We start from the raw sequence: 18,605 nt of genomic DNA, 5'->3' as shown, positions 1-18,605 counted from the left end.
CTCTGCGGCGGAACAAGCAGGAAAGGCTACCGCGCGTCGTTCGGAGCCCGCCCCTCAAGGCGCCGGCTCAGCAGGAAGAACGCAATCCCCGAGCCCAACGCGGCACCCGCGGTGTCAACCGCCCAATCCACGGGATCGCACATGCGACCAGGAACGAACAACTGATGGAACTCATCGGTCACGCCGTACAGACTGCCGCACGCAACAGCCAGCGCGCAAGCACGTCGAAGGGGCATGTGGCAACGCAGCGCATTCGCCCACAACGCACCGAACACGGTGTATTCGCAGAAATGCGCAATCGAGTTGATGGCATCGGCCTCGGGTCCCAAGATGTGCGCCTGCAGCTCCTTCAACGCCTGATACAGGTGCGAAAGGAGTCCCGTGCCTTGATTCAGATCGCTGCCCGTGTTCGCCGACATGCAAAAGATGAACACCGCCCAAGCAGCAACCGCCAACCAGCTCAGAATCGTGAATCGCTTGGATTTCAGGTGGCGCATCAGCGATTGGCCACCTTGATCTGCAGGCTTTCCATCGTATCGAGGGCGGCCTCGTTCAGGCGGGCGTCGAACGAGCCCGTGCATGCAGCATCAACCGTAACCGGCACGCCGGGACACGCGGTCTTCACCAGCACCGCATTGGCCACCACGCATATATTGGACACCAGGCCCACCAGCTCGATCCCCTCGAACGGCAGCGCTCCCGTTTCGTCGGCTACACGCTGAGCCGACCTCAGCCAATCGAACAACTCGACCGAGCCGAAAACGGGCTTGAGGAACACCTTGTCGGAGTCATGCAGCTCCGAAGCGACCGCTCCGTACAACTTGTGCCCAGGCGTATTCTCGATGCAGTGCTCAACCGGAAGGTTGCGCCCTTCCTGGGTGTTCAGGTAGTCGGATCCGTGCGTGTCGAACGTAAATACAACGTCGTCCCCCCGTTTCCGGTACTCCGAAATCTTGCTCGCAATAGGCTGCGCGAGCTTTTCCGCCCCCGCAAAGCCCAACGCGCCATCTACAAAGTCAACCTGATAGTCCACCACAATCAGCAAGCGACTCATGCACATTCCTCCTCTACCCTACTGCCAACTCATCCGAGTTTCGCCATCTCGGCGCGAGCCTTGTTCATCTGCCCCTCGATGTCGATCCCCGCGATATCGAGCCCTTCGGCGGCAATGAAGCGCGTTTCCGGTATTCCGAACATCTTCGCGATTCCGCACAGGTACTCGTATCCGAAGTTCGCGCCTGCCACAAAACCACCAGAGGTCGTGATGTACGTAAGGGTCGCCGCCTTGCACAAACCCTCGCAGCGAGCATCCTCGGTAAAGTGAAACGTGCTGTCGCACACGCTGACATGCTCCAGATACACCTTGAGCGAGGCCGGGAACGAAAGATCCCAGTACGGCGCGCCGATCACAATGTCGTCCGCTTCGGCAAACTGGCGCGACAGCGCGAATACGGGATCGTCCCATGCGCCCGCGGTCTGCTTCTTCACGCGAGCCTCCACCATGGCCGCATCGAAAGGCTTGAGCTCAAGCGCCGCCAAATCAACTTCGACGACGTCCTGCTTCCGCGCAAGGTACTCGCGGCACAACATAAGCGTACGGGATTCATGCCCTCTCATGCAGGCGTTCACGAACAGCGTGGTCATTCCAGACTCCTATCGTTTCAGACAATGCGGCGGCGTTCAACCGCTTATGATACCGCAAGCGGGACCATGTCCAAACGCAGGGCCTGTTCGACCACCTTCATAAGAGCCTCGTCCGATATTTCGGGGTTGATTTTGACCAAGCCCACCAGCCCGAAAATAACTACGCAGAACATCTCGTACACCAGGTCTATCTCGATCTGATGGTACTCGGCATACTCCGTGACAATATGATCATGAATGCAATCGACCGTTTCGCGCACAGCTCGCACATCGAATGAATCGCGCACCCCCAACTCTTCAAGCACGCGAATCATAGGGCGCTGATTCCCTTCCGCGTCATACAGCGCGCGCCGAAACGCGGCTATGCAGGTCTTGAGCGACCCCGACGTGTCGCCGAACGCCCGCGACTCGTTCCATACGACCACGCTCTCGACCAGATCCTCCACGTAATCGTCCAGAACAGCGTCTATGACCGCCTGCTTGTTCTCGAAGTAGTAGTACACCAATTCGCGCGTAACGCCGGCCTCGGCAGCAATATCCTTCACCGTGGTCGAACGCACGCCCTGCCGCTCGAACAGCGCACGAGCCGCGGCCATGATGTCTCCCGCCGGCCCTTCAAGCCGCTTTCTCTCGATGAGCGACCGGCCGCAATCGCGGCGCGCCGGCTCATATCTGGTTTGTCGGGTGCCCAACCGCATTGCATCTCCCCTCGCGCCGAAGCGCGCATGGACGCGCGCAGGATGCTCCTGCACGCGTCCATTATACGAAAGATGAGAAGGCTCGTTCATGGCGAATACGCGTTCGGCCGGATGCGCGACACGCAAGGGATGCGAGGTCCTTTGCGCGCGGCTTGCAGCCTAGCGGTTCTCCTCGGCCACGCGCCGATACGCCTTCGTGTCGGCATACAGCTCGTCTTTCATGGGATTGAGCTTGTTCCGGCGGATCTTGCGGAACTGGTACGCGGCAAGCGCCACGTTGGAAGCCAACGCTACCAAGCTCACGACGAAGAACGCAGCCGGATTGTGCGTGGTCGGAATAGGAGCCAGCACGTCGGCGAACTGGGGCACGGTCATAACGAACATGATCCACAGCCCCAGCGTTTGAGCCCGATGCTGCAGCCAGGCGCCCTTCTTGATGAAGAAGGTGGGAATCGTGCAGGCCAACAGCAATGCCAAACCGCAATACGCAGAGTGGTCGGAAATGCAGTTGTACGTATACGCGAAGTTCCACAAGTCGTACGCGATGATCCACGCCCAGATCATGTCCGGCCAGATCATGTCTTTAGAAGAATCCTTTGAGATGAAAATGCCGAACCAACCGCAAATGGTCACGATGTTCAGAATGCCCGCAATGCCGTTCATGATGTTCCACGGACCGGAAATGGTCCACAGGTTCTCCACGATGCCGCCCTGCCATAGTCCAAAGCTGAACACCTGGAAATCGCGGATGACCGCTTCGGCAATATTGATGGCAAGAATAAGCGGCGGAAAGCACAGAGCCCACTTCTTCTCGTACAAATAATGGATCCGGCCGTCCTTGCCGCGCCACTTCACGAAGCGCAGCGCGATGAACCCCAAGCAGCCGGCTAGCGCCGAATACGTTTTAACCCAGTTGAACCACGTCCCCGTACCGTATTCGTTGCCAGGCGCCGCCGTAGTCGGCCACACGAACACCGTCAGCACGATGGGAACCACCGCGAACAGCGCGATGCCAGCCCACAGCGACGTGCGACCCAGCTCGTTGAACGCCATCAGCGCGAACAGGATGAACAGCCAGATAGCCCAGTACAGCGGATCGGCGGCCTGGTACAGAATGCCCACGTAAATCGCCCCCTTGCGAACCTTCCTGCGGCGAACCCCTTCGTCACCGCCCATACGCCCCGCAGTATACGAGGCGCGTTCGAGGAAGTCTTTCACACAAAGGGGCTGTTTGTGAAAGAAGCCGGTTCTTGGACGATGCTAGACTTTCGCCAAACGCGCCACCTGGGAAAAGCGCGAAAGCCGTCGAGGAGGACGGCAGGGTCGTTTCGGCAGAAAGGGGATTCGCCATGACCGTGCCCGTATGGGTCACACCCGTTTCCATGGTTGTCTACACCGTATTGCTCATGCTGCTCACCGAGTTCATGAGACGCCATTATCGCACGTCAATGTGGGTATGGGTCATTTCGCTCGTCACTGTTCCGCTTTGGATTGCCAACATTCCGGGCGACGACTGGTTCCGCTGGGCCAAGAACCTGTCCGTCATTTTGCCGCTTATCTTCGCGGGACTCGGCCGTATCGCGGCCGTCGAGCAAAAGGACACCCCGTTTTGGCGCATCATGCGCAAGCGCTGGGTGCGCTGGGTGCTCTACGGCATCGTGTTCTGCAACATCGCCGAAGCCACGCTGCGCGATGTGCAAATGGGCAACATGATGAACGCATTGGCCGGATTCATCCTGTGCATTACCATGCCGTTCGGCGACAAGTTCTGGAAGTACGACACGTCGAGCCATGGCGAGATCCTATCTTACACCGTGCCCATGTGGAACTTTCTCTACACCACCTGGAACGCCTGCTTCGTGTACGCCGAGGGACATGAGTTCTTCGCATCCACCTGCTGCATTCTAGCCGCAGCCGAGCTGTACCCCATCATCATGCGAAGGCCGGAGCTCTACATCACTGGGCGTATTTACACGCTGGGCGCCCATCTTCTGCTGCGCAGCTGCTTCCCGCTTTTGTTCCCCACCATCATGAACAGCGCTTCCTGGTTCAATCCCGAGGTCATGTACTGGTGGGGCATGGTCAACGGCATCATCGGCATTCCGTTCGTATTCTGGTACTGCTACCAGCTCAACAGCGGCAAGGCGCCCGTGACATTCCGCCGAGGCGCAGCGCGCCAGAAGTATCTGGAAGGCAGGGAAAACGGAACCATCGACGAATACGGCGACCCCGTAACGCCGTCCGCAACGGCAACCGGTGCGTAGAGGTCAACGCCAACCGTTCAAGAAGCTTTCGTCCCGAACGCACGAAGGCCCGGTCAGACTCGCCCCGCGAGCCCACCGGGCCTTCGACGATCTCGCATCCCGAGCATAACGCGAAGTAGGTACGGAATTGCGGGTTTGCGCTTCCGGATAAGCGCCTTCGACGGTTATCGAAAGCACTGCACTCTGATGACCTGACCTGTTAATGCAAGTGCTCAAAACAACCGCATCCGACCAGCCGGCCGAGGAGCGCAGATCCGCGATCTCGCGCCACGTTCTACTTGACCGCCGCGCGTCGATGGCGACTCAGCGGCAGGGCTGGACGCATCGGTACCGCAGCAACGGGAGCGCACCACGAGCAAAACTCAACTTGCAGACCGTAATCCTCGGGCCGCAAAGCCGTCCTCGTAAAACCCTACCCACGCTTCGGGATATCGTCCAACGCAGCAAGAGCGGCGCCGTAGCCGCCGGACCCGTAGCTCAAGCACTTCGACACGCGCGCGATAGTCGTAGCCGACGCGCCGGTGGCCTCTTCGATGGCCGCGTACGATTTCCCTGCGTCAAGCTGGCGAGCCACAGCCAAGCGCTGCGACGTGTCCTTGATCTCTCGGATGGTGAACAGATCCTCCAACAGGGCGAAAATGGTGTCTTCGTCGTCGAGCGCAGCAAACACGCGCAGCAGATCTTCAACTTCGGGCGTCCTGAGATCGCTCATGCTACTCTCCCATCTTCATAAGGCCATACTCTATGGAATCCACGATGGCATTCCACGAAGCCTCGATAATGTTTTCCGACACGCCCACGGTTCCCCAACTGCCAGAACCGTCGCTTGTGGTGACAACAACGCGCGTGATAGCATCGGTGCCCACGTTCTCGTCCAGGATACGCACCTTGTAGTCCACCAACTCCATGTCGGCCACTTGGGGATAAAAGGCCACGATAGCCATGCGCAGAGCATTGTCCAAAGCCCCAACAGGACCTGCGCCCTCCCCTGTTGCCACGAACCGCTGATCCCCTACATGGATCTTGATCGTAGCTTCGGACATCGCGTCTTTCGCAAGAGCGCCCGTATCCTCATGGTCGTCCACGATAACGCGGAAGCTCTCCAGGGTGAAATGAGGACGATACGCGCCCAAATGCCGCTGCAGCAGCAATGCAAGCGAGCCGTCGGCAACCTCGTACGAGTATCCGCTCGCCTCGCGCTGCTTGATGTCGTCTAGAATATCCTGAACCTTGTCAAGATGGAGCGTCAGGTCGATGCCCAGCCCGCGCGCCTTCGCCATAAGAGACGCCTTGCCTGCAAGCTCGCTTACCAGCATGCGAGCATTGTTCCCCACGCTTTCCGGCGAAGCGTGCTCGTAGGCCTCGGGGAAGCGAGCGATGGCGCTCGCGTGCAATCCCCCTTTGTGCGCGAACGCCGAAGCTCCCGTGTACGGATGATGGCTGGGCAAGGCCATATTGCACGACTCGGCCACGAACTGCGCTACGCTGGTCAGCTGGCGCAGGTTGTCCTTCCCCACGCACGTCATGCCCATTTTGAGCTCAAGGTCGGCGATGACCGTGAGCAGATCGGTGTTGCCCACGCGTTCGCCGAAGCCGTTCACCGTACCCTGAACCTGCACCGCTCCCGCACGAACCGCTGCAAGCGCGTTGGCCACCGCGCACCCGGAGTCATTGTGGCAGTGAATGCCCAGCTGTTGACCGGGAACGGCAGCAGCCGTCGCGCGCACGACCTCCTCCACCTGAAACGGCAGCGCACCTCCGTTGGTCTCGCACAAATCCACGGAGTCGGCGCCAGCTTCGCTGGCGGCGCGCACGCACGCAAGCGCGTACGCGGCGTTGGCGGCATAGCCGTCGAAGTAATGCTCGGCGTCGAACACCACCTGCAGGCCGCAATGCTTCAAAAACGCTACAGAATCGCGAATCATCCGCAGGTTTTCTTCAAGCGTCGTCTGAAGCGCCCGCGTGACCTGCGCATCCCAAGTTTTCCCCACGATAGTGACAACCGGAGCCCCGCTGGCCACCAAATCGGCAAGGCCTTGATCCTCTTCGGCGGCAACCCCTTTTTTGCACGTGGAGCCGAATGCCGCTATGCGCGCGTGACGAAGCGGGAGGGTTTGCACGCGTTGGAAAAACGCGATGTCTTTAGGGTTGGACGCGGGGAAGCCGCCTTCGATGAAGTCGACCCCCAGCGCGTCCAACCGCTCGACGATGCGCAACTTGTCCTCAAGCGACAGCGTGATGCCTTCGCATTGCTCGCCGTCGCGCAACGTGCTGTCGTACGTGAGGATTTTCAATGGCTATACTTCCGCTACCCATTCGGCATACTCTTCGATGTTGCCATAGACAACGTCGAAGAAGCGCTCCTGCAAAGCGCGCGTAACCTGCCCGGGCTTGCCCACGGTGCGGCCGTCCACGGATCCGATCGGCGTAAGCTCGGCGGCAGAGCCGGTCATGAACACCTCGTCGGCCACGTAGAGGTCGGCGCGCGTCAGGCTCTCCTCGATAGCGGGAATCTCCAGGTCATCAGCCAAGCACAGCACCGTGTCGCGCGTGATGCCCTCCAGCAGGCCGTCGGACAGCGGCGGCGTCGACAGGATACCGTCGCGGACGATGAACAGGTTCTCGCCCGTTCCCTCGCACACCAGGCCCGCTTCGTTCAGCATGATAGCCTCGGCGTACCCGTGCTCCTTGGCCTCCAGCTTTGCCAGGATAGAGTTCATGTAGGAAGCAGTGCTCTTCACCGCGGGAGGAATGGCGTTGTTGGAACGCTGGCGCCAAGACGACACGCCCACGGCCACGCCCTGCTCGAGCGCATCGGCGCCCAAGTAGCTGTCCCACGGCCAGCAAGCGATGGCCACGTCGGTCGTGGAGCCCGTCGGATCGACTCCCATCACGCCGTAGCCGCGATACACGATGGGACGGATGTAGCACTTCTCGAGCTTGTTCGCGCGAATGACCTCAAGCGTGGCATCGCATAGCTCGTCAACCGTATACGGCAGATCGATGCAGGCGATCTTGCAGCTGCGATGCAGGCGCTCCATATGGTCGCGCAGACGGAACACGTAGCTCTTCTTGGTGTCGGGATTCTGATAGCAGCGAATGCCCTCGAACACGCCGGAGCCGTAATGCAGCGAATGGGACAGGATGTGCGTCGTGGCATCCGCCCAGGGGACCAGTTCCCCGTTCTTCCAAATGTACTCGACTTCTGTGATGCCTGCCATATTCATCCCTTCTCGCTGACACCGGAACCGTTACCGTCTGCAATGGTCACACCGCTGCGGCCGAACCGCAATGGGCAAAAGGGCGAGTCCATACGGATTGACGTGCAGATTTCGTCTAAGCTACCGCATTTATTGTACTCCAATGCGCTAAAGCGAGCGTACCGGTTCCGGCAAAGGGTCTCCGATTCGACGAAAGGGACAGAAAAGGCGAACCGAGCGCGTCGCTGCCCGAAGCAGCCGGGCGGCACCTCCGCGCTTTCCGCGCCCCCGCGCTCCGCCCAAGAGCATCAAGGACGCCGACGAAGCGCGTCCAGCGCCCCTTGAAGCACAAGCCAAGACGGAACCGGTCCTTGGCAAGTAGCAAGAGCTAGCCCCTCAAGACCTCGACGATGGTGCGGTCGGTCCTCAGTTCAGCATCCCAGATCTCGAACGCCAGCAGGGTGTCGGCGCCGGATGCATCCCGCGCCCCCTCGAAAACCTCGCGATAGCACAGCTCGAACGATTCGCGCTCGACCCGCCAACCGCAAAACGTGCCGCCTGGCAGCGCAAGCAGGCGCATGCCGCGCTCCTGCGGCGGCGCGACCATCTCCTCCCCCGGCAGCGCCTGGACTTCAAGCGCAACGTACCAGGACGACCCCGCCGCTCCGACCCCTTCCTTCGCGCCATTGCCCGGAAGGCAAATCATGCCCTGCAAGAACAGCGGCGCCATGGCCGCGCGTTTCGTTTCGCCGTACAGATCGGACATGGCCCTCGTGTAGCGTTTCGCATCGAACGAAGGATGGTTCCAAGGCATCGTCAAGAACGTGCGCTTCTCCAACACGCGTTCGTACGGAGTCGGCAAGGCGCGCAAGGTATGCTGCACGGCAATCTCACGACGGTACCCATCAAGCTCCAGAAGGATAGCCTGGGTGTCGCGCAGCTTTTGCTGCGCCAGAATGTGCGCCCGCTCCAACAGCGACGATATATCCATTGCACCGCCGTCGGACACGTAGTCTGCCAGCTCTTTGAGCGGCACGCCCAGCTGCACGCACGACACGATCACGTCCAGCTCGTTCATCTGGCGCAATGCATAGTAGCGATAGCCCGTATCGGGGTTCACGTACGCGGGGCGCAAAGCGCCAATGCGCTCGTAATAACGCAGCGCCTTCACACCCACGCCCTTGAGGTGGGCCACTTCGCCGATAGACAGCAGGTCGTTTCTCATGGCACTCCTCTGCATTCTGCATATAAAGCAATTGACTCTCCCCTTAGGGGATACTTTAGGATATCAGAACTTGGCCAATCGAAGCCAAGCGAACAGGAGGAATCATGTCGCCCTACGTACTGCTCGGCATCGCCGTCATCTTCGAGGTGTTTGCCGACTCGATGATGAAACTCTCAAACGGCTTCACGCGAAAAGCACCCATTATCGGCATCGTCATTGGGTACATCGTCGCGTTTTACCTGATCGCGCAAACGCTCGAGCAATTACCGCTCGGTTTCGCCTACGCGGTATGGACCGGCCTCGGCATTGCGCTCACTGCCGTGGTGGGCACCGTGTTCTGGCATGAAGGCATCAATGCGAAGAAGATCGTGGGCCTTATAGCCATCATCGCCGGCGTGGTCGTTTTGAAGATGGGAGTGTAATCATGGACCGCATACATCCCTATGCGCCGCTCAGCGCATCCATCGTCCTTGAAGTGTTCGGGACCACCATGATGAAGCTGTCGGAAGGATTTACCGTACTCCTGTTCACCGCGCTGACCCTTGCGGGCTATCTCGTGTCGTTCACGCTGCTCACGTTCACGCTGAAGCATCTGTCGCTCGGCCTCGTGTACGGCATCTGGGGCGGCGTGGGCACCGTGCTGACGGCCGCTATCGGCATTATCGCCTGGGGAGACCCCTTCAACGGGATCACGTGCGTGGGTATTGCGCTGGTTGTCGGCGGCGTGGTGCTGCTGAACCAAGGAACGCAAGAGCTGGAAGATGCGCGCGAAGCGACGAAGGACGCGCAGCAAGCCTAACCGACGCAGAACGCCAGCCCCCGAAAGACGCAGGGCAAAAAAGCGCCCCCGATTCGTTCTGCGAATCGGGGGCGCTGCCTGTTTCCTTACACGTAGAACAAAATGTCGTTGTACGTGGGCACGGGCCACATATCGCGATCCACCAGTATCTCCATGCGATCCACGGCCGCGCGCAAAGCCTCCATGACGGGAACGATCTCGTGGGCGTACACGTTCGCCTTCTCCTGCTCGTTCTCCATCTTCTGCGCAGCGTGATGCATCGAGTCAAGCTTCTGCAGATGCGTATCGATCTCCTTGATGCCGCCCAGCAGCTTGTGCAGCAACGTTTCCTGCTGGCTGGTCTCGGCGCCGGGCGCCGCCGTCTTGAACGCCGTGATGCTGTCGGCGATCTCGGCCGCATACGCGTTGATGGCGGGCAGAAACGCGCGGCGCACCATGCGTTTCATCGTACGAACCTCGATGTTCAGCAGCTTGGTGTACTTCTCCAGCTTCACTTCGTAGCGGCTGCGAACCTCAACCTCCGACAGCACGCCGAACTCTTCGAACAACGCGATGCTCTTCGGATCGACGAAGCACGGAAGCGCGTCAACGGTGGTCTTGTAGTTTGCCAGTCCGCGACGCTCGGCCTCGACCTGCCATTCCTCGGAGTACCCGTTTCCGTTGAAGATAATGCGCTGGTGCTTCGCAAGCGTCTTCTTCACGTACGCGATGGCCGCCGCTTCGAACTCTTCGCCCGACTTGCCCTCCATAGCGTCGGCGAATTCCTTGAGGCTTTTCGCCATGGCCGTGTTGAGGATCATGTTGCAATCGGACAGGTTCACTGCAGAGCCGGGCATGCGGAACTCGAACTTGTTGCCCGTAAACGCGAAGGGGCTGGTGCGATTGCGGTCGGTGTTGTCCTTGAGGAAGTTCGGCAGTACGGCAACGCCCAGGTCCATGGCCACTTTTTCCGCATTCGTGTACTCATGCCCGTCAACAAGCGCGTCCACGATGGCGTCCAGCTCGTCGCCTAAGAAAATTGAGATGATAGCCGGGGGCGCCTCATCTGCTCCCAAGCGGTGATCGTTGCCCGCCGACGCCACCGACATGCGCAACAGCTCCTGGTAATCGTCGACCGCCTGGATGACGCCCGTCAAAAACACCAGGAAACGCAGGTTGTCCATGGGGCTCTCACCAGGTTCGAGCAAGTTCGTCTTGCCCTTGGAAAGCGACCAGTTATTATGCTTGCCCGACCCGTTAATGCCCGCGAACGGCTTCTCATGCTGCAGGCACACAAGGCCGTAATGGCTGGCCAGAAGACGCATCTTCTCCATGGTCAGCAGGTTTTCATCGATTGCTCGGTTCGCGTTGGTGAAAATAGGCGCCAGCTCATGCTGAGCGGGTGCAACCTCGTTATGCTTCGTGCGCGCCGACACGCCCAAAGCCCACAGCTCGTTGTCGAGCTCTTTCATGAACTCGTTGACCGAAGGACGAATGGCGCCGAAGTAATGCTCTTCCAACTCCTGCCCCTTCAGCGGCGCATAACCGAACAGCGTGCGCCCGCACATGATAAGGTCCTGGCGCTTCGCGTAGTCTTTCTCGGAAATAAGGAAGTACTCCTGCTCGGAGCCCACCGTGGGCACCACGCGTTCGTGCGGCTCGCCAAACAGGGCCAGCACGCGATTCGCCTGCTCGTCGATAGCGCTCATCGAGCGCAGCAGCGGGGTTTTCTTGTCAAGCGCCTCGCCCGTGTAGCTGCAAAACGCCGTAGGAATGCACAGAACCTCGTCCTTGATGAAGGCGTAGGACGTGGGATCCCAGGCCGTGTAGCCGCGCGCTTCAAACGTGGCGCGCAGGCCGCCGGAAGGGAAGCTCGATGCGTCCGGTTCGCCTTGGATCAGCTCTTTTCCAGAAAAGCTCATGATGGCGCGCCCGTCGCTGCACGGGTCGAGAAAGCTGTCGTGCTTCTCCGACGTAATGCCCGAAAGAGGCTGGAACCAATGCGTGAAGTGCGTAGCGCCCTTCTCCATAGCCCATTCCTTCATGGCATGAGCCACAACGTTCGCAACCTCGATTTCGAGCGGCTTGCCCTCTTTGATGGTCTTGAGCAGGCTCTTGTACGTTGCGGAAGGCAATCGCTCCTGCATCGTATGCTCGTTGAACACCATCGAGCCGTAGATATCCGAAATCATCGCCATCGGCGTGCGCTCCTAACTTGTCGCATTCAAGGCGTGGCCCTTCCCCTGTGCGCAATCTGCCACACCCCCGTTGAGTCATCCGCATACGATAGCACGGCCGCAGGGGAAAACGCGCCTTCATCTTGCCTTATTCAAATTAACGGCGAAATGTTTCAAGAAGTTTTCGAGCCTCGGAATTACGGCCGAAGCCGTAGTTTTGGACGCAAATCGGCACCTATGACAATTTTCGGCGCGCCTGAACCCCTATGTTGACCGCATCTTGAAATACGACCAGGCCTTTTGTTCGTGAATCACGCGCAAGCAAGCTCCCGGAACCCCTCGGCAGCATCACCGGCGCCGATTCGCGCCCACATGCCGAACTTCGTCCCATAGCCAAAAAGCCAGGATCCCCCGCAATCGTACGTCATTGCAAGCACCGCCGCCGAGCAATACAATATGCTTGCGTTTTGTGCGCCGCGCAACGTAATCGCAAGCGGCGCCGCGCATTGGAAAGGAGCACGCTACATGGACGCCCTCTGCTCCATGCTCATTGTCGACGACTCTAGAATCGATCGCACGCTTTTGGCCAATATGTTTGCCGAATCGTACTCCATCTTGGAAGCGGCCAGCGGACAGGAGGCTCTCGTCACTATGGCCGAACGCAAGGTCGATGTCGTCGTGCTCGATATAGATATGAAGGGCATGAACGGATTTGCGCTCATCGACGCGATGAAGGCCGACCCCTCGCTTTCAGACATACCCATCATCGTCGAAACCGGGGAATCGGCTCACGAGGAGTCGGCGCTTTTGCGTGGCGCGGACGACTTCATAGCAAAGCCCTTCAACACAACCATCGCCCGCCGGCGTGTCGACAACATTGTCACGAAACACGTGCTCGAGCGAGAGAAGCTGCAAACAGCGCTCCGCAAAACCGAGCTGCTTGCCGCCCACCGCGCGCAGGAGCTCCTTTACGCCGCCGAGCACGACAGCCTTACCGGCCTGTACAACCGCACCGCATTCTGCCGTAAAACCGCCGAATTGCTCAAGTCCCGTCCCCATGAAGAATTCGCCATCGTGCAATTCGATATCGAACGCTTCAAGATATTCAACGAACTGCACGGCAGCATCCGGGGCGACGAAGTTTTGAAGGCCATCGCGCAATGTCTTGACAAGACCCTGCGAAATCGCGGCGTATACGGACGCATGGAGGCAGACCATTTCGCGCTGTGCCTACCCAAAGATATGGCCCTGAGCAACAATCTGGCAACGCAGCTGGAACTTGCCCTCGCCAATGCGGAAGCGGAACACGAGATCGTGCTTTACTTCGGCATGTACGAAATAACGGACCGCACGATGCCGGTCGACATCATGTGCGACCGCGCGACGCTTGCGCTACGTTCTATCAAAGGAAATTACAACACCCGATTCGCGCTGTACGACTCCAACATGCACCAGTCGCTCATAACCAAGCACACCATGAAAGCCGAAGGGGAGCGCGCGCTCGAACATAGGGAGTTTGAACCGTTCATCCAGCCCATTTTCAACCTTGCTTCAGGTGCTCTTGTTGGCGGCGAGGCTCTCGTCCGCTGGCGCCATCCCGACAAGGGCCTTATCCCGCCGGGGCAATTTCTTCCCTTTTTCGAGAACAGCGGCTTCATCGTCAGGCTCGATAGCCATATCCGGGAAGAAGTCTGCCGCTTTCTCGCTTCCATGGAAAGCAGCGGAATCGCCTCGGTCCCTCTGTCGGTCAACATATCGCGTCTGGAATTCTACGACCCGCACCTCTGCAATAATCTTGTCGACCTGGTGAAACGGCATAGACTGCCGCTCTCTCGATTGCGATTGGAAATCACCGAAAGCGCGTACGCCGACAATCTTCCGCAATTGCTGCAGGCAATGGAAAAACTACAGCGATTCGGGTTCACCGTGCTCATGGACGATTTCGGAACAGGCTATTCGTCGTTAAGCATGCTCCGCGACGTCCCCATCGACATGATCAAGCTCGATATGCGCTTCCTTGGCGGGGAAAGCAGAAACCGCGCCCGCGAAGAAAACATCTTGCGCGCCATAGTCCCCATGGCAAAGTCCCTCGACCTGCCGGTCATCGCGGAAGGCGTGGAGACCGCCGATCAGGCATCCCTGCTTGAAAGCGTCGGATGCGACCTCGTGCAAGGGTACCTGTACGCGAAACCCGTATCGAGAGACGAATTCCTGGCGCTCGCAGTGCGTGAAACCGCAAAGAGCCCCCTGAAGAAGCAGAAAGCTTGAGGCACCTTATGGACCATCGGCTTCAACAACTCGAAACACTGGGCATCGACGTCGAAACCACCCTCAAGCGCTTTTGCGGCGACGCGGATCTACTCATGTCCATGCTTGCGGTGCTCATCCAGGAAGACGTTCTTGAACAACTTCCCGAAGCCCTGCGCGCGAAAGACTACCGAGCAGCGGAAAGCATCGCCCATGCCGTGAAGGGCACGGCCGCAAACCTGGGGCTCGCCTCCCTCAGCGCGCAGTGCGACGCCCTTGCGCAGGCTATACGGACAAACCAGTTGCACGACGCCGAAAGCCTGGCTTCGACCGCGCTCGCAAGCTATCGGACCGTTCGAGCACATATCGCCGCGCTCTCTTAGCGCGGCTGCGCTTGCGCCCCATCGCACTCCCGCCGAAAGCTATCTTTTCAGCAAACGATCCAGCACGTCGAACAGCTCGTCTATATCCAAAGGCTTGGTAACGAACTCGTTCATTCCCGCATCATGCGCCGCATCCGCGCTCTCTTTGAACGCATTTGCCGTCATCGCAACAATGGGGATTTCACGCGCATCGGACCGAGGCAGAAGGCGAATGGCGCGCGTGGCCTCCACGCCGTCCATAACGGGCATCCTCATATCCATGAGCACGGCATCGAACTCGCCAAGCCGACTTTCAGCAAAATGGTCCACCGCCTGCTGACCATCAATTGCCCAGGTCACACGAGCACCGTGCAGTTCCAGTACATTTGTCGTAATAGCCGCGTTTACCGATCCATCCTCCACGAGCAGAATATGGAATCCCTTGAATAGCTCCCGATCAACTGAACGATCCCGTCTAGATTCGGGAGTTCCAATTGCAAAGACGAGGGAGAAGCTGAACTCGCTTCCCGAGCCAAGCTCGCTGCGAACCTGCAGTTCGCCGCCCATAAGACGCACCAAGCTCTGGCAAAGCGGCAAGCCGAGACCGGTCCCCTGGCTTTTCGCAGCAGTCGAACCCACCTGGGTGAAAGCTTCGAATATGCGCTTTTGATCTTCCGGGGCAATGCCCACGCCGCTATCGCCAACGCCGAAGAAGAGCGTCACCCGCTCCCCGTCGAAATCCGTTTCCTTGACGATAAGCCGCACGACACCACCCGCAGGCGTGAACTTGATAGCATTCGACAGCAAGTTCGAAAGCACCTGCTTCAACCTGAGCGAATCCCCCATAACGCCCTCATGGGAGATCTCCGTCATCACCTGCAAGTCGACAGCCCGGGCATCAGCCTGCGCTTGCATCATGTCCTGCAGCTCGGCAACGACCTCCGCCAGCGAGAAGGGCTCATGGGCAATGTCCATCATGCCGCTCTCCACACGGCTGGTATCAAGCACATCGTTGAGCAGGCCCAAGAGATAGTCCGAGGAGGCCCGAAGCCGCGCGATGTTCTTGCGCAGGGCCTCCGGATCGTCTTTTTGCATATCCAGCACGTCGGTGATTCCCACGACGGCGTTCATGGGAGTGCGTATTTCATGGCTCATTCGAGAAAGAAACTCGCTTTTCGCACGACCCTCCGCAGCCACCCGCTCGGCCTCAACGCGCATATCCGCCGCACGCAGCCTTGATCGCGTTACGGCAACGGCGACAATCAGGATCAGAAGCACCGCCGTCGCCGCCAAACCGGCAACCAGCATCGGATTCGCATTCAGATAATCAATCAGCTTGAGGGTGCCGTATCCTGCGGCTATTCGATGCTCCTCAATCGCCGCCGTCTTCTCGTCAACAGGCATGCTGTTAAGGCTTTTGTTCACAACGGTCAACAGATCAGGATCCGCCGGACGCGGCAGTGCAAAGCAAATATCGGTTACGCTGTTCGTCAGCGAAACTGGAACGACATTGGAGTACGCCCCTTGCTGCAGCGCGCCCTCGATCTGAGCGGATAAGCCGAACACGACATCAGCCCGACCCTTGTCTACCATATTAAGCGCTTCGTGCTCGGTCCTGACGTAGAGCACATCCTCGGCGGGCACGTCATCGGGAACCTGCGTACCTTCAAGCGCAACGTATCGCAAGTCCTCCGAGGGATATGAAACAAGCTTGTTGCGAGCGATCAAGTTGCTAAGCGTTGCATACGGAGAAGAAAGGGCTAGGCCAGCCTCGATCGCATCGTCTTCGCCGCCCAAGAAAAAGCCCAGCATGTCCGCCTCGCCGCTGCGCACCGCATCAAGGGCGGCGGCATAGGATTCGACGTACAGGCAGTCGACGTTCAACCCGGAAAACGCTTCAACCCTATCGAGAAACCGGCAGGCCACGCCGTCCATCCGCTCGCCGCCCGAACCGTCGCCTATGCTCAACGGGCTGTAGTCGCGAGGAAGCGCCACTGTTATCGACTTCTTGTTTTCCACGTACCGTCGCTCTTGATGATTAACGTGGTACATATTGATATCCGCATCGGGAAAGTTTCTAACGTACGCTTCCTCCGCGAAACTGGGATTCGCTTCCATGATGTGCTCAAGGGCCCAGTTCAACCCGTCAAGCACTTCCTGATTCCCTGCAGTCGTCACCAAATAGTGAGGCTGTCCGTCAAAAACCACGGCAGGACGATAAGCGCCCGTGTTTTCAACAGCGCTCCCCAACAGCAAGTCAACTTCACCGCTATCAAGCAGGTACCGCAAAGACCCGTCGACGAACTGGTCGCTCGTGTACTTTTCAATCGTGCAGTCGATGTTCTCCGTAGCCAAAAAACCCTCGAGCCGCCGCAAGTTTTCCGCCGCACGCGCCGCCACGGCGATCGTCTTGCCGTTCAGATCGGCATACTCGTACCCGCGGATGCTCTCGTCATCCCATCGCGAGAATAGCACCGATTTCGAGGGCCCGCAGCTGTATTCGGGATAGGCTATCTTCGACGTAGCCGCAGCAACATAGTACGTGCCGCCCAAAAGGTCGTACTCGCCCGACAGAAAACTATCCAATGAAGAATCGCCTGAAACAGGCACGTATTCGTATTCCCAGCCGGTGTACTTCGCGATCTCGTTCAAGTAGTCAACAACCAGCCCATGATGCGTGCCGTCCTCGTCCGTCATAGAGAACCCCTCGGTTTGAGGGAACAGCACGCGAAGAGGGGCGCGATCGGACGACTCGTCGGCAAACGCGAGTCCCGTGCCCATCGCCGTCAATACGCATGCAAAGGCGCATGCAAGAATGAATGAACCGAGTTTTTTCATCTCCGTTGCCTTCCGAGATCAGGCTGCGAGCCTAGCCGAGAGGCGCCCTCCCGAGCTTTCGTAGTGCGTACGCAGACCATTCTCCCGCAAAGTCAGCCCCGCAGCAACAATGCGCAATCAGAAGCAGCGGAATTCGATCGAGCGTGCTACAGCGCGAATTCGTACAGAACGAACCCTACCGTACCCAAGTCATCATAGAAAAGGTTGTAGATACCCACTTTTTGAAACCCGCACGACTCGTATAGTCGATGAGATCGCTCGTTATGCACGAACGTGTCCAAGCGCAGGGCTCTCTTCCCGCGCGCCCGCGCGGCAGATATACCGCCCTCCAACAAGATGCGAGCGCACCCGCGACCGTGATACGCGGGAAGAGTAGCCAGCACATGGATCACCAAAACCTCGTCCGGATCGGCGGACACGCACCACGGCACGCTCTCGTAACCTGCAGCCCCGCTTCCGTTCAACACCATGGCAGAAGCGATCGCACCGTCTTCAAGATCCTCGACAAGGTACACTTCGCCCGCATCGACCGACACACGCAAGAACGCGGGCGACGGGTGCTCTCCATGCTTCCAGCGCACATCGAAATCGGTGCCGTGCATCTCATCAATCATCTTGGTGTAAAAAGCCATAACGCGATCGAATTCGTCCGATCGAGCCGCCCTCGCATGAAGCATACTCCCGCTCCTTCCTGGTTTGCTGGAGCGCCCGAAGCCTCCGACCCGTCGATCCCCCCGAACGCGAAGAGGGCCCCGGAGCCTCTCCCGGCTCCGGGGCCCTCCCGCCCTCGGCGGAAACGCCGAGCGCCCTGCGCGAGCGCGACGTCCTATCCTCCCACAGCCTTGCGCTGCAGTACTTTCGGCGATGGCGGTCTTAACTTCCGGGTTCGGAATGGGACCGGGTGATCCCCGCCTCCAAGGTCGCGCTCGCGCAGGGCGCTTCGGCTCCGCACGGCTTCGTATGCCGCAGGGCGCGCTCTCCGCGCCACCCTGGCGGTTGCACAGCGTTCGGTCGTGACGGACCGCGAATCGATTCCAATGTGTGAAGACGAAGAGCTCGGGCTATTAGTACCGCTCGGCTGAGGCGATCGCTCGCCTTGCACCTGCGGCCTATCGACCAGGTGTTCTGCCTGGGCCCTTACCGAAAAGAGGACTCATCTTGGAGACGGCTTC

Annotated in this window: 17 protein-coding genes and 2 rRNA genes; 5 read left to right on the top strand and 14 right to left on the bottom strand. The window is 59.1% G+C overall.

What is annotated here, in order from left to right:
* Positions 1 to 26: 26 nt before the first annotated feature.
* The 5 genes from DMP08_RS00095 to DMP08_RS00075 all read right to left on the bottom strand — a co-directional run bounded on the left by DMP08_RS00095 (position 27) and on the right by DMP08_RS00075 (position 3,464).
* The gene (locus DMP08_RS00095; RefSeq protein ID WP_123190983.1) at positions 27 to 497 is read right to left on the bottom strand and encodes a VanZ family protein; all 471 of its coding nucleotides are present in this window, start codon (positions 495 to 497) and stop codon (positions 27 to 29) included.
* A complete protein-coding gene (locus DMP08_RS00090) occupies positions 497 to 1,054 on the bottom strand; it encodes a cysteine hydrolase family protein (RefSeq protein ID WP_123190982.1) in 558 nt (185 codons plus the stop codon). The genes DMP08_RS00095 and DMP08_RS00090 overlap by 1 nt, the downstream gene beginning before the upstream one ends.
* A gap of 29 nt (positions 1,055 to 1,083) precedes the next feature.
* The gene (locus DMP08_RS00085) at positions 1,084 to 1,644 is read right to left on the bottom strand and encodes an NAD(P)H-dependent oxidoreductase (RefSeq protein ID WP_123190981.1); all 561 of its coding nucleotides are present in this window, start codon (positions 1,642 to 1,644) and stop codon (positions 1,084 to 1,086) included.
* A 44-nt stretch (positions 1,645 to 1,688) separates the two neighbouring features.
* A complete protein-coding gene (locus DMP08_RS00080; protein WP_123191199.1) occupies positions 1,689 to 2,342 on the bottom strand; it encodes a TetR/AcrR family transcriptional regulator in 654 nt (217 codons plus the stop codon).
* A gap of 159 nt (positions 2,343 to 2,501) precedes the next feature.
* On the bottom strand, positions 2,502 to 3,464 hold the full coding sequence (locus tag DMP08_RS00075) for a DUF5692 family protein (RefSeq protein WP_123191198.1): 963 nt from the start codon (positions 3,462 to 3,464) through the stop codon (positions 2,502 to 2,504).
* A gap of 227 nt (positions 3,465 to 3,691) precedes the next feature.
* On the opposite strand from DMP08_RS00075, the gene DMP08_RS00070 reads away from it, so the two are divergent.
* Positions 3,692 to 4,606 carry a hypothetical protein gene (locus tag DMP08_RS00070; protein WP_123190980.1) on the top strand — a complete coding sequence of 305 codons (915 nt, stop codon included), beginning with the start codon at positions 3,692 to 3,694 and terminating at the stop codon, positions 4,604 to 4,606.
* A 412-nt stretch (positions 4,607 to 5,018) separates the two neighbouring features.
* On the opposite strand, the gene DMP08_RS00065 is transcribed toward DMP08_RS00070, so the two are convergent.
* From DMP08_RS00065 to DMP08_RS00050, 4 genes are all read right to left on the bottom strand, one after another.
* Positions 5,019 to 5,318, bottom strand: a complete 300-nt coding sequence (locus DMP08_RS00065) for a YerC/YecD family TrpR-related protein (RefSeq protein WP_123190979.1) — start codon at positions 5,316 to 5,318, stop codon at positions 5,019 to 5,021.
* A gap of 1 nt (position 5,319) precedes the next feature.
* The gene (gene cimA / locus DMP08_RS00060; RefSeq protein ID WP_123190978.1) at positions 5,320 to 6,900 is read right to left on the bottom strand and encodes a citramalate synthase; all 1,581 of its coding nucleotides are present in this window, start codon (positions 6,898 to 6,900) and stop codon (positions 5,320 to 5,322) included.
* 3 nt (positions 6,901 to 6,903) lie between these two features.
* Positions 6,904 to 7,827, bottom strand: coding sequence for a branched-chain amino acid transaminase (locus tag DMP08_RS00055; RefSeq protein WP_114566146.1), 924 nt, complete (start codon positions 7,825 to 7,827; stop codon positions 6,904 to 6,906).
* A gap of 367 nt (positions 7,828 to 8,194) precedes the next feature.
* Complete coding sequence (locus tag DMP08_RS00050; protein WP_161555389.1) at positions 8,195 to 9,031, bottom strand: MerR family transcriptional regulator; 837 nt, start codon at positions 9,029 to 9,031, stop codon at positions 8,195 to 8,197.
* A gap of 104 nt (positions 9,032 to 9,135) precedes the next feature.
* Here DMP08_RS00050 and DMP08_RS00045 point away from each other — a divergent pair, with 104 nt between their 5' ends.
* Both DMP08_RS00045 and DMP08_RS00040 read left to right on the top strand, forming a co-directional pair.
* On the top strand, positions 9,136 to 9,453 hold the full coding sequence (locus DMP08_RS00045) for a DMT family transporter (RefSeq protein WP_123190976.1): 318 nt from the start codon (positions 9,136 to 9,138) through the stop codon (positions 9,451 to 9,453).
* Positions 9,454 to 9,455: 2 nt separating this feature from the next.
* Positions 9,456 to 9,830, top strand: coding sequence for a DMT family transporter (locus DMP08_RS00040; protein WP_123190975.1), 375 nt, complete (start codon positions 9,456 to 9,458; stop codon positions 9,828 to 9,830).
* Between the two features lie 86 nt (positions 9,831 to 9,916).
* Here DMP08_RS00040 and DMP08_RS00035 read toward each other — a convergent pair whose 3' ends face one another.
* Complete coding sequence (locus tag DMP08_RS00035; RefSeq protein ID WP_123190974.1) at positions 9,917 to 12,007, bottom strand: glutamine synthetase III family protein; 2,091 nt, start codon at positions 12,005 to 12,007, stop codon at positions 9,917 to 9,919.
* Between the two features lie 504 nt (positions 12,008 to 12,511).
* Between DMP08_RS00035 and DMP08_RS00030 the strand changes: the two genes are divergently transcribed.
* A complete protein-coding gene (locus tag DMP08_RS00030) occupies positions 12,512 to 14,254 on the top strand; it encodes a putative bifunctional diguanylate cyclase/phosphodiesterase (RefSeq protein WP_244596699.1) in 1,743 nt (580 codons plus the stop codon).
* A gap of 8 nt (positions 14,255 to 14,262) precedes the next feature.
* Positions 14,263 to 14,616 (top strand): Hpt domain-containing protein, encoded by a 354-nt coding sequence (locus DMP08_RS00025; RefSeq protein WP_123190973.1) that lies wholly within the window; start codon positions 14,263 to 14,265, stop codon positions 14,614 to 14,616.
* Between the two features lie 39 nt (positions 14,617 to 14,655).
* Here DMP08_RS00025 and DMP08_RS00020 read toward each other — a convergent pair whose 3' ends face one another.
* From DMP08_RS00020 to DMP08_RS00005, 4 genes are all read right to left on the bottom strand, one after another.
* A complete protein-coding gene (locus DMP08_RS00020) occupies positions 14,656 to 17,433 on the bottom strand; it encodes an ATP-binding protein (RefSeq protein ID WP_123190972.1) in 2,778 nt (925 codons plus the stop codon).
* A 146-nt stretch (positions 17,434 to 17,579) separates the two neighbouring features.
* Positions 17,580 to 18,110 (bottom strand): GNAT family N-acetyltransferase, encoded by a 531-nt coding sequence (locus DMP08_RS00015; protein ID WP_123190971.1) that lies wholly within the window; start codon positions 18,108 to 18,110, stop codon positions 17,580 to 17,582.
* A gap of 136 nt (positions 18,111 to 18,246) precedes the next feature.
* A 5S ribosomal RNA gene (gene rrf / locus DMP08_RS00010) occupies positions 18,247 to 18,361 on the bottom strand.
* A gap of 115 nt (positions 18,362 to 18,476) precedes the next feature.
* A 23S ribosomal RNA gene (locus tag DMP08_RS00005) occupies positions 18,477 to 18,605 on the bottom strand; the annotation flags it as partial.

Source organism: Paraeggerthella hongkongensis (assembly GCF_003726035.1).
In the GTDB taxonomy this organism is placed as follows: Bacteria; Actinomycetota; Coriobacteriia; order Coriobacteriales; family Eggerthellaceae; genus Paraeggerthella; species Paraeggerthella hongkongensis.
Note: the sequence above shows the minus strand (reverse complement) of the source record. Positions and strands in the feature narration are given on the sequence as shown.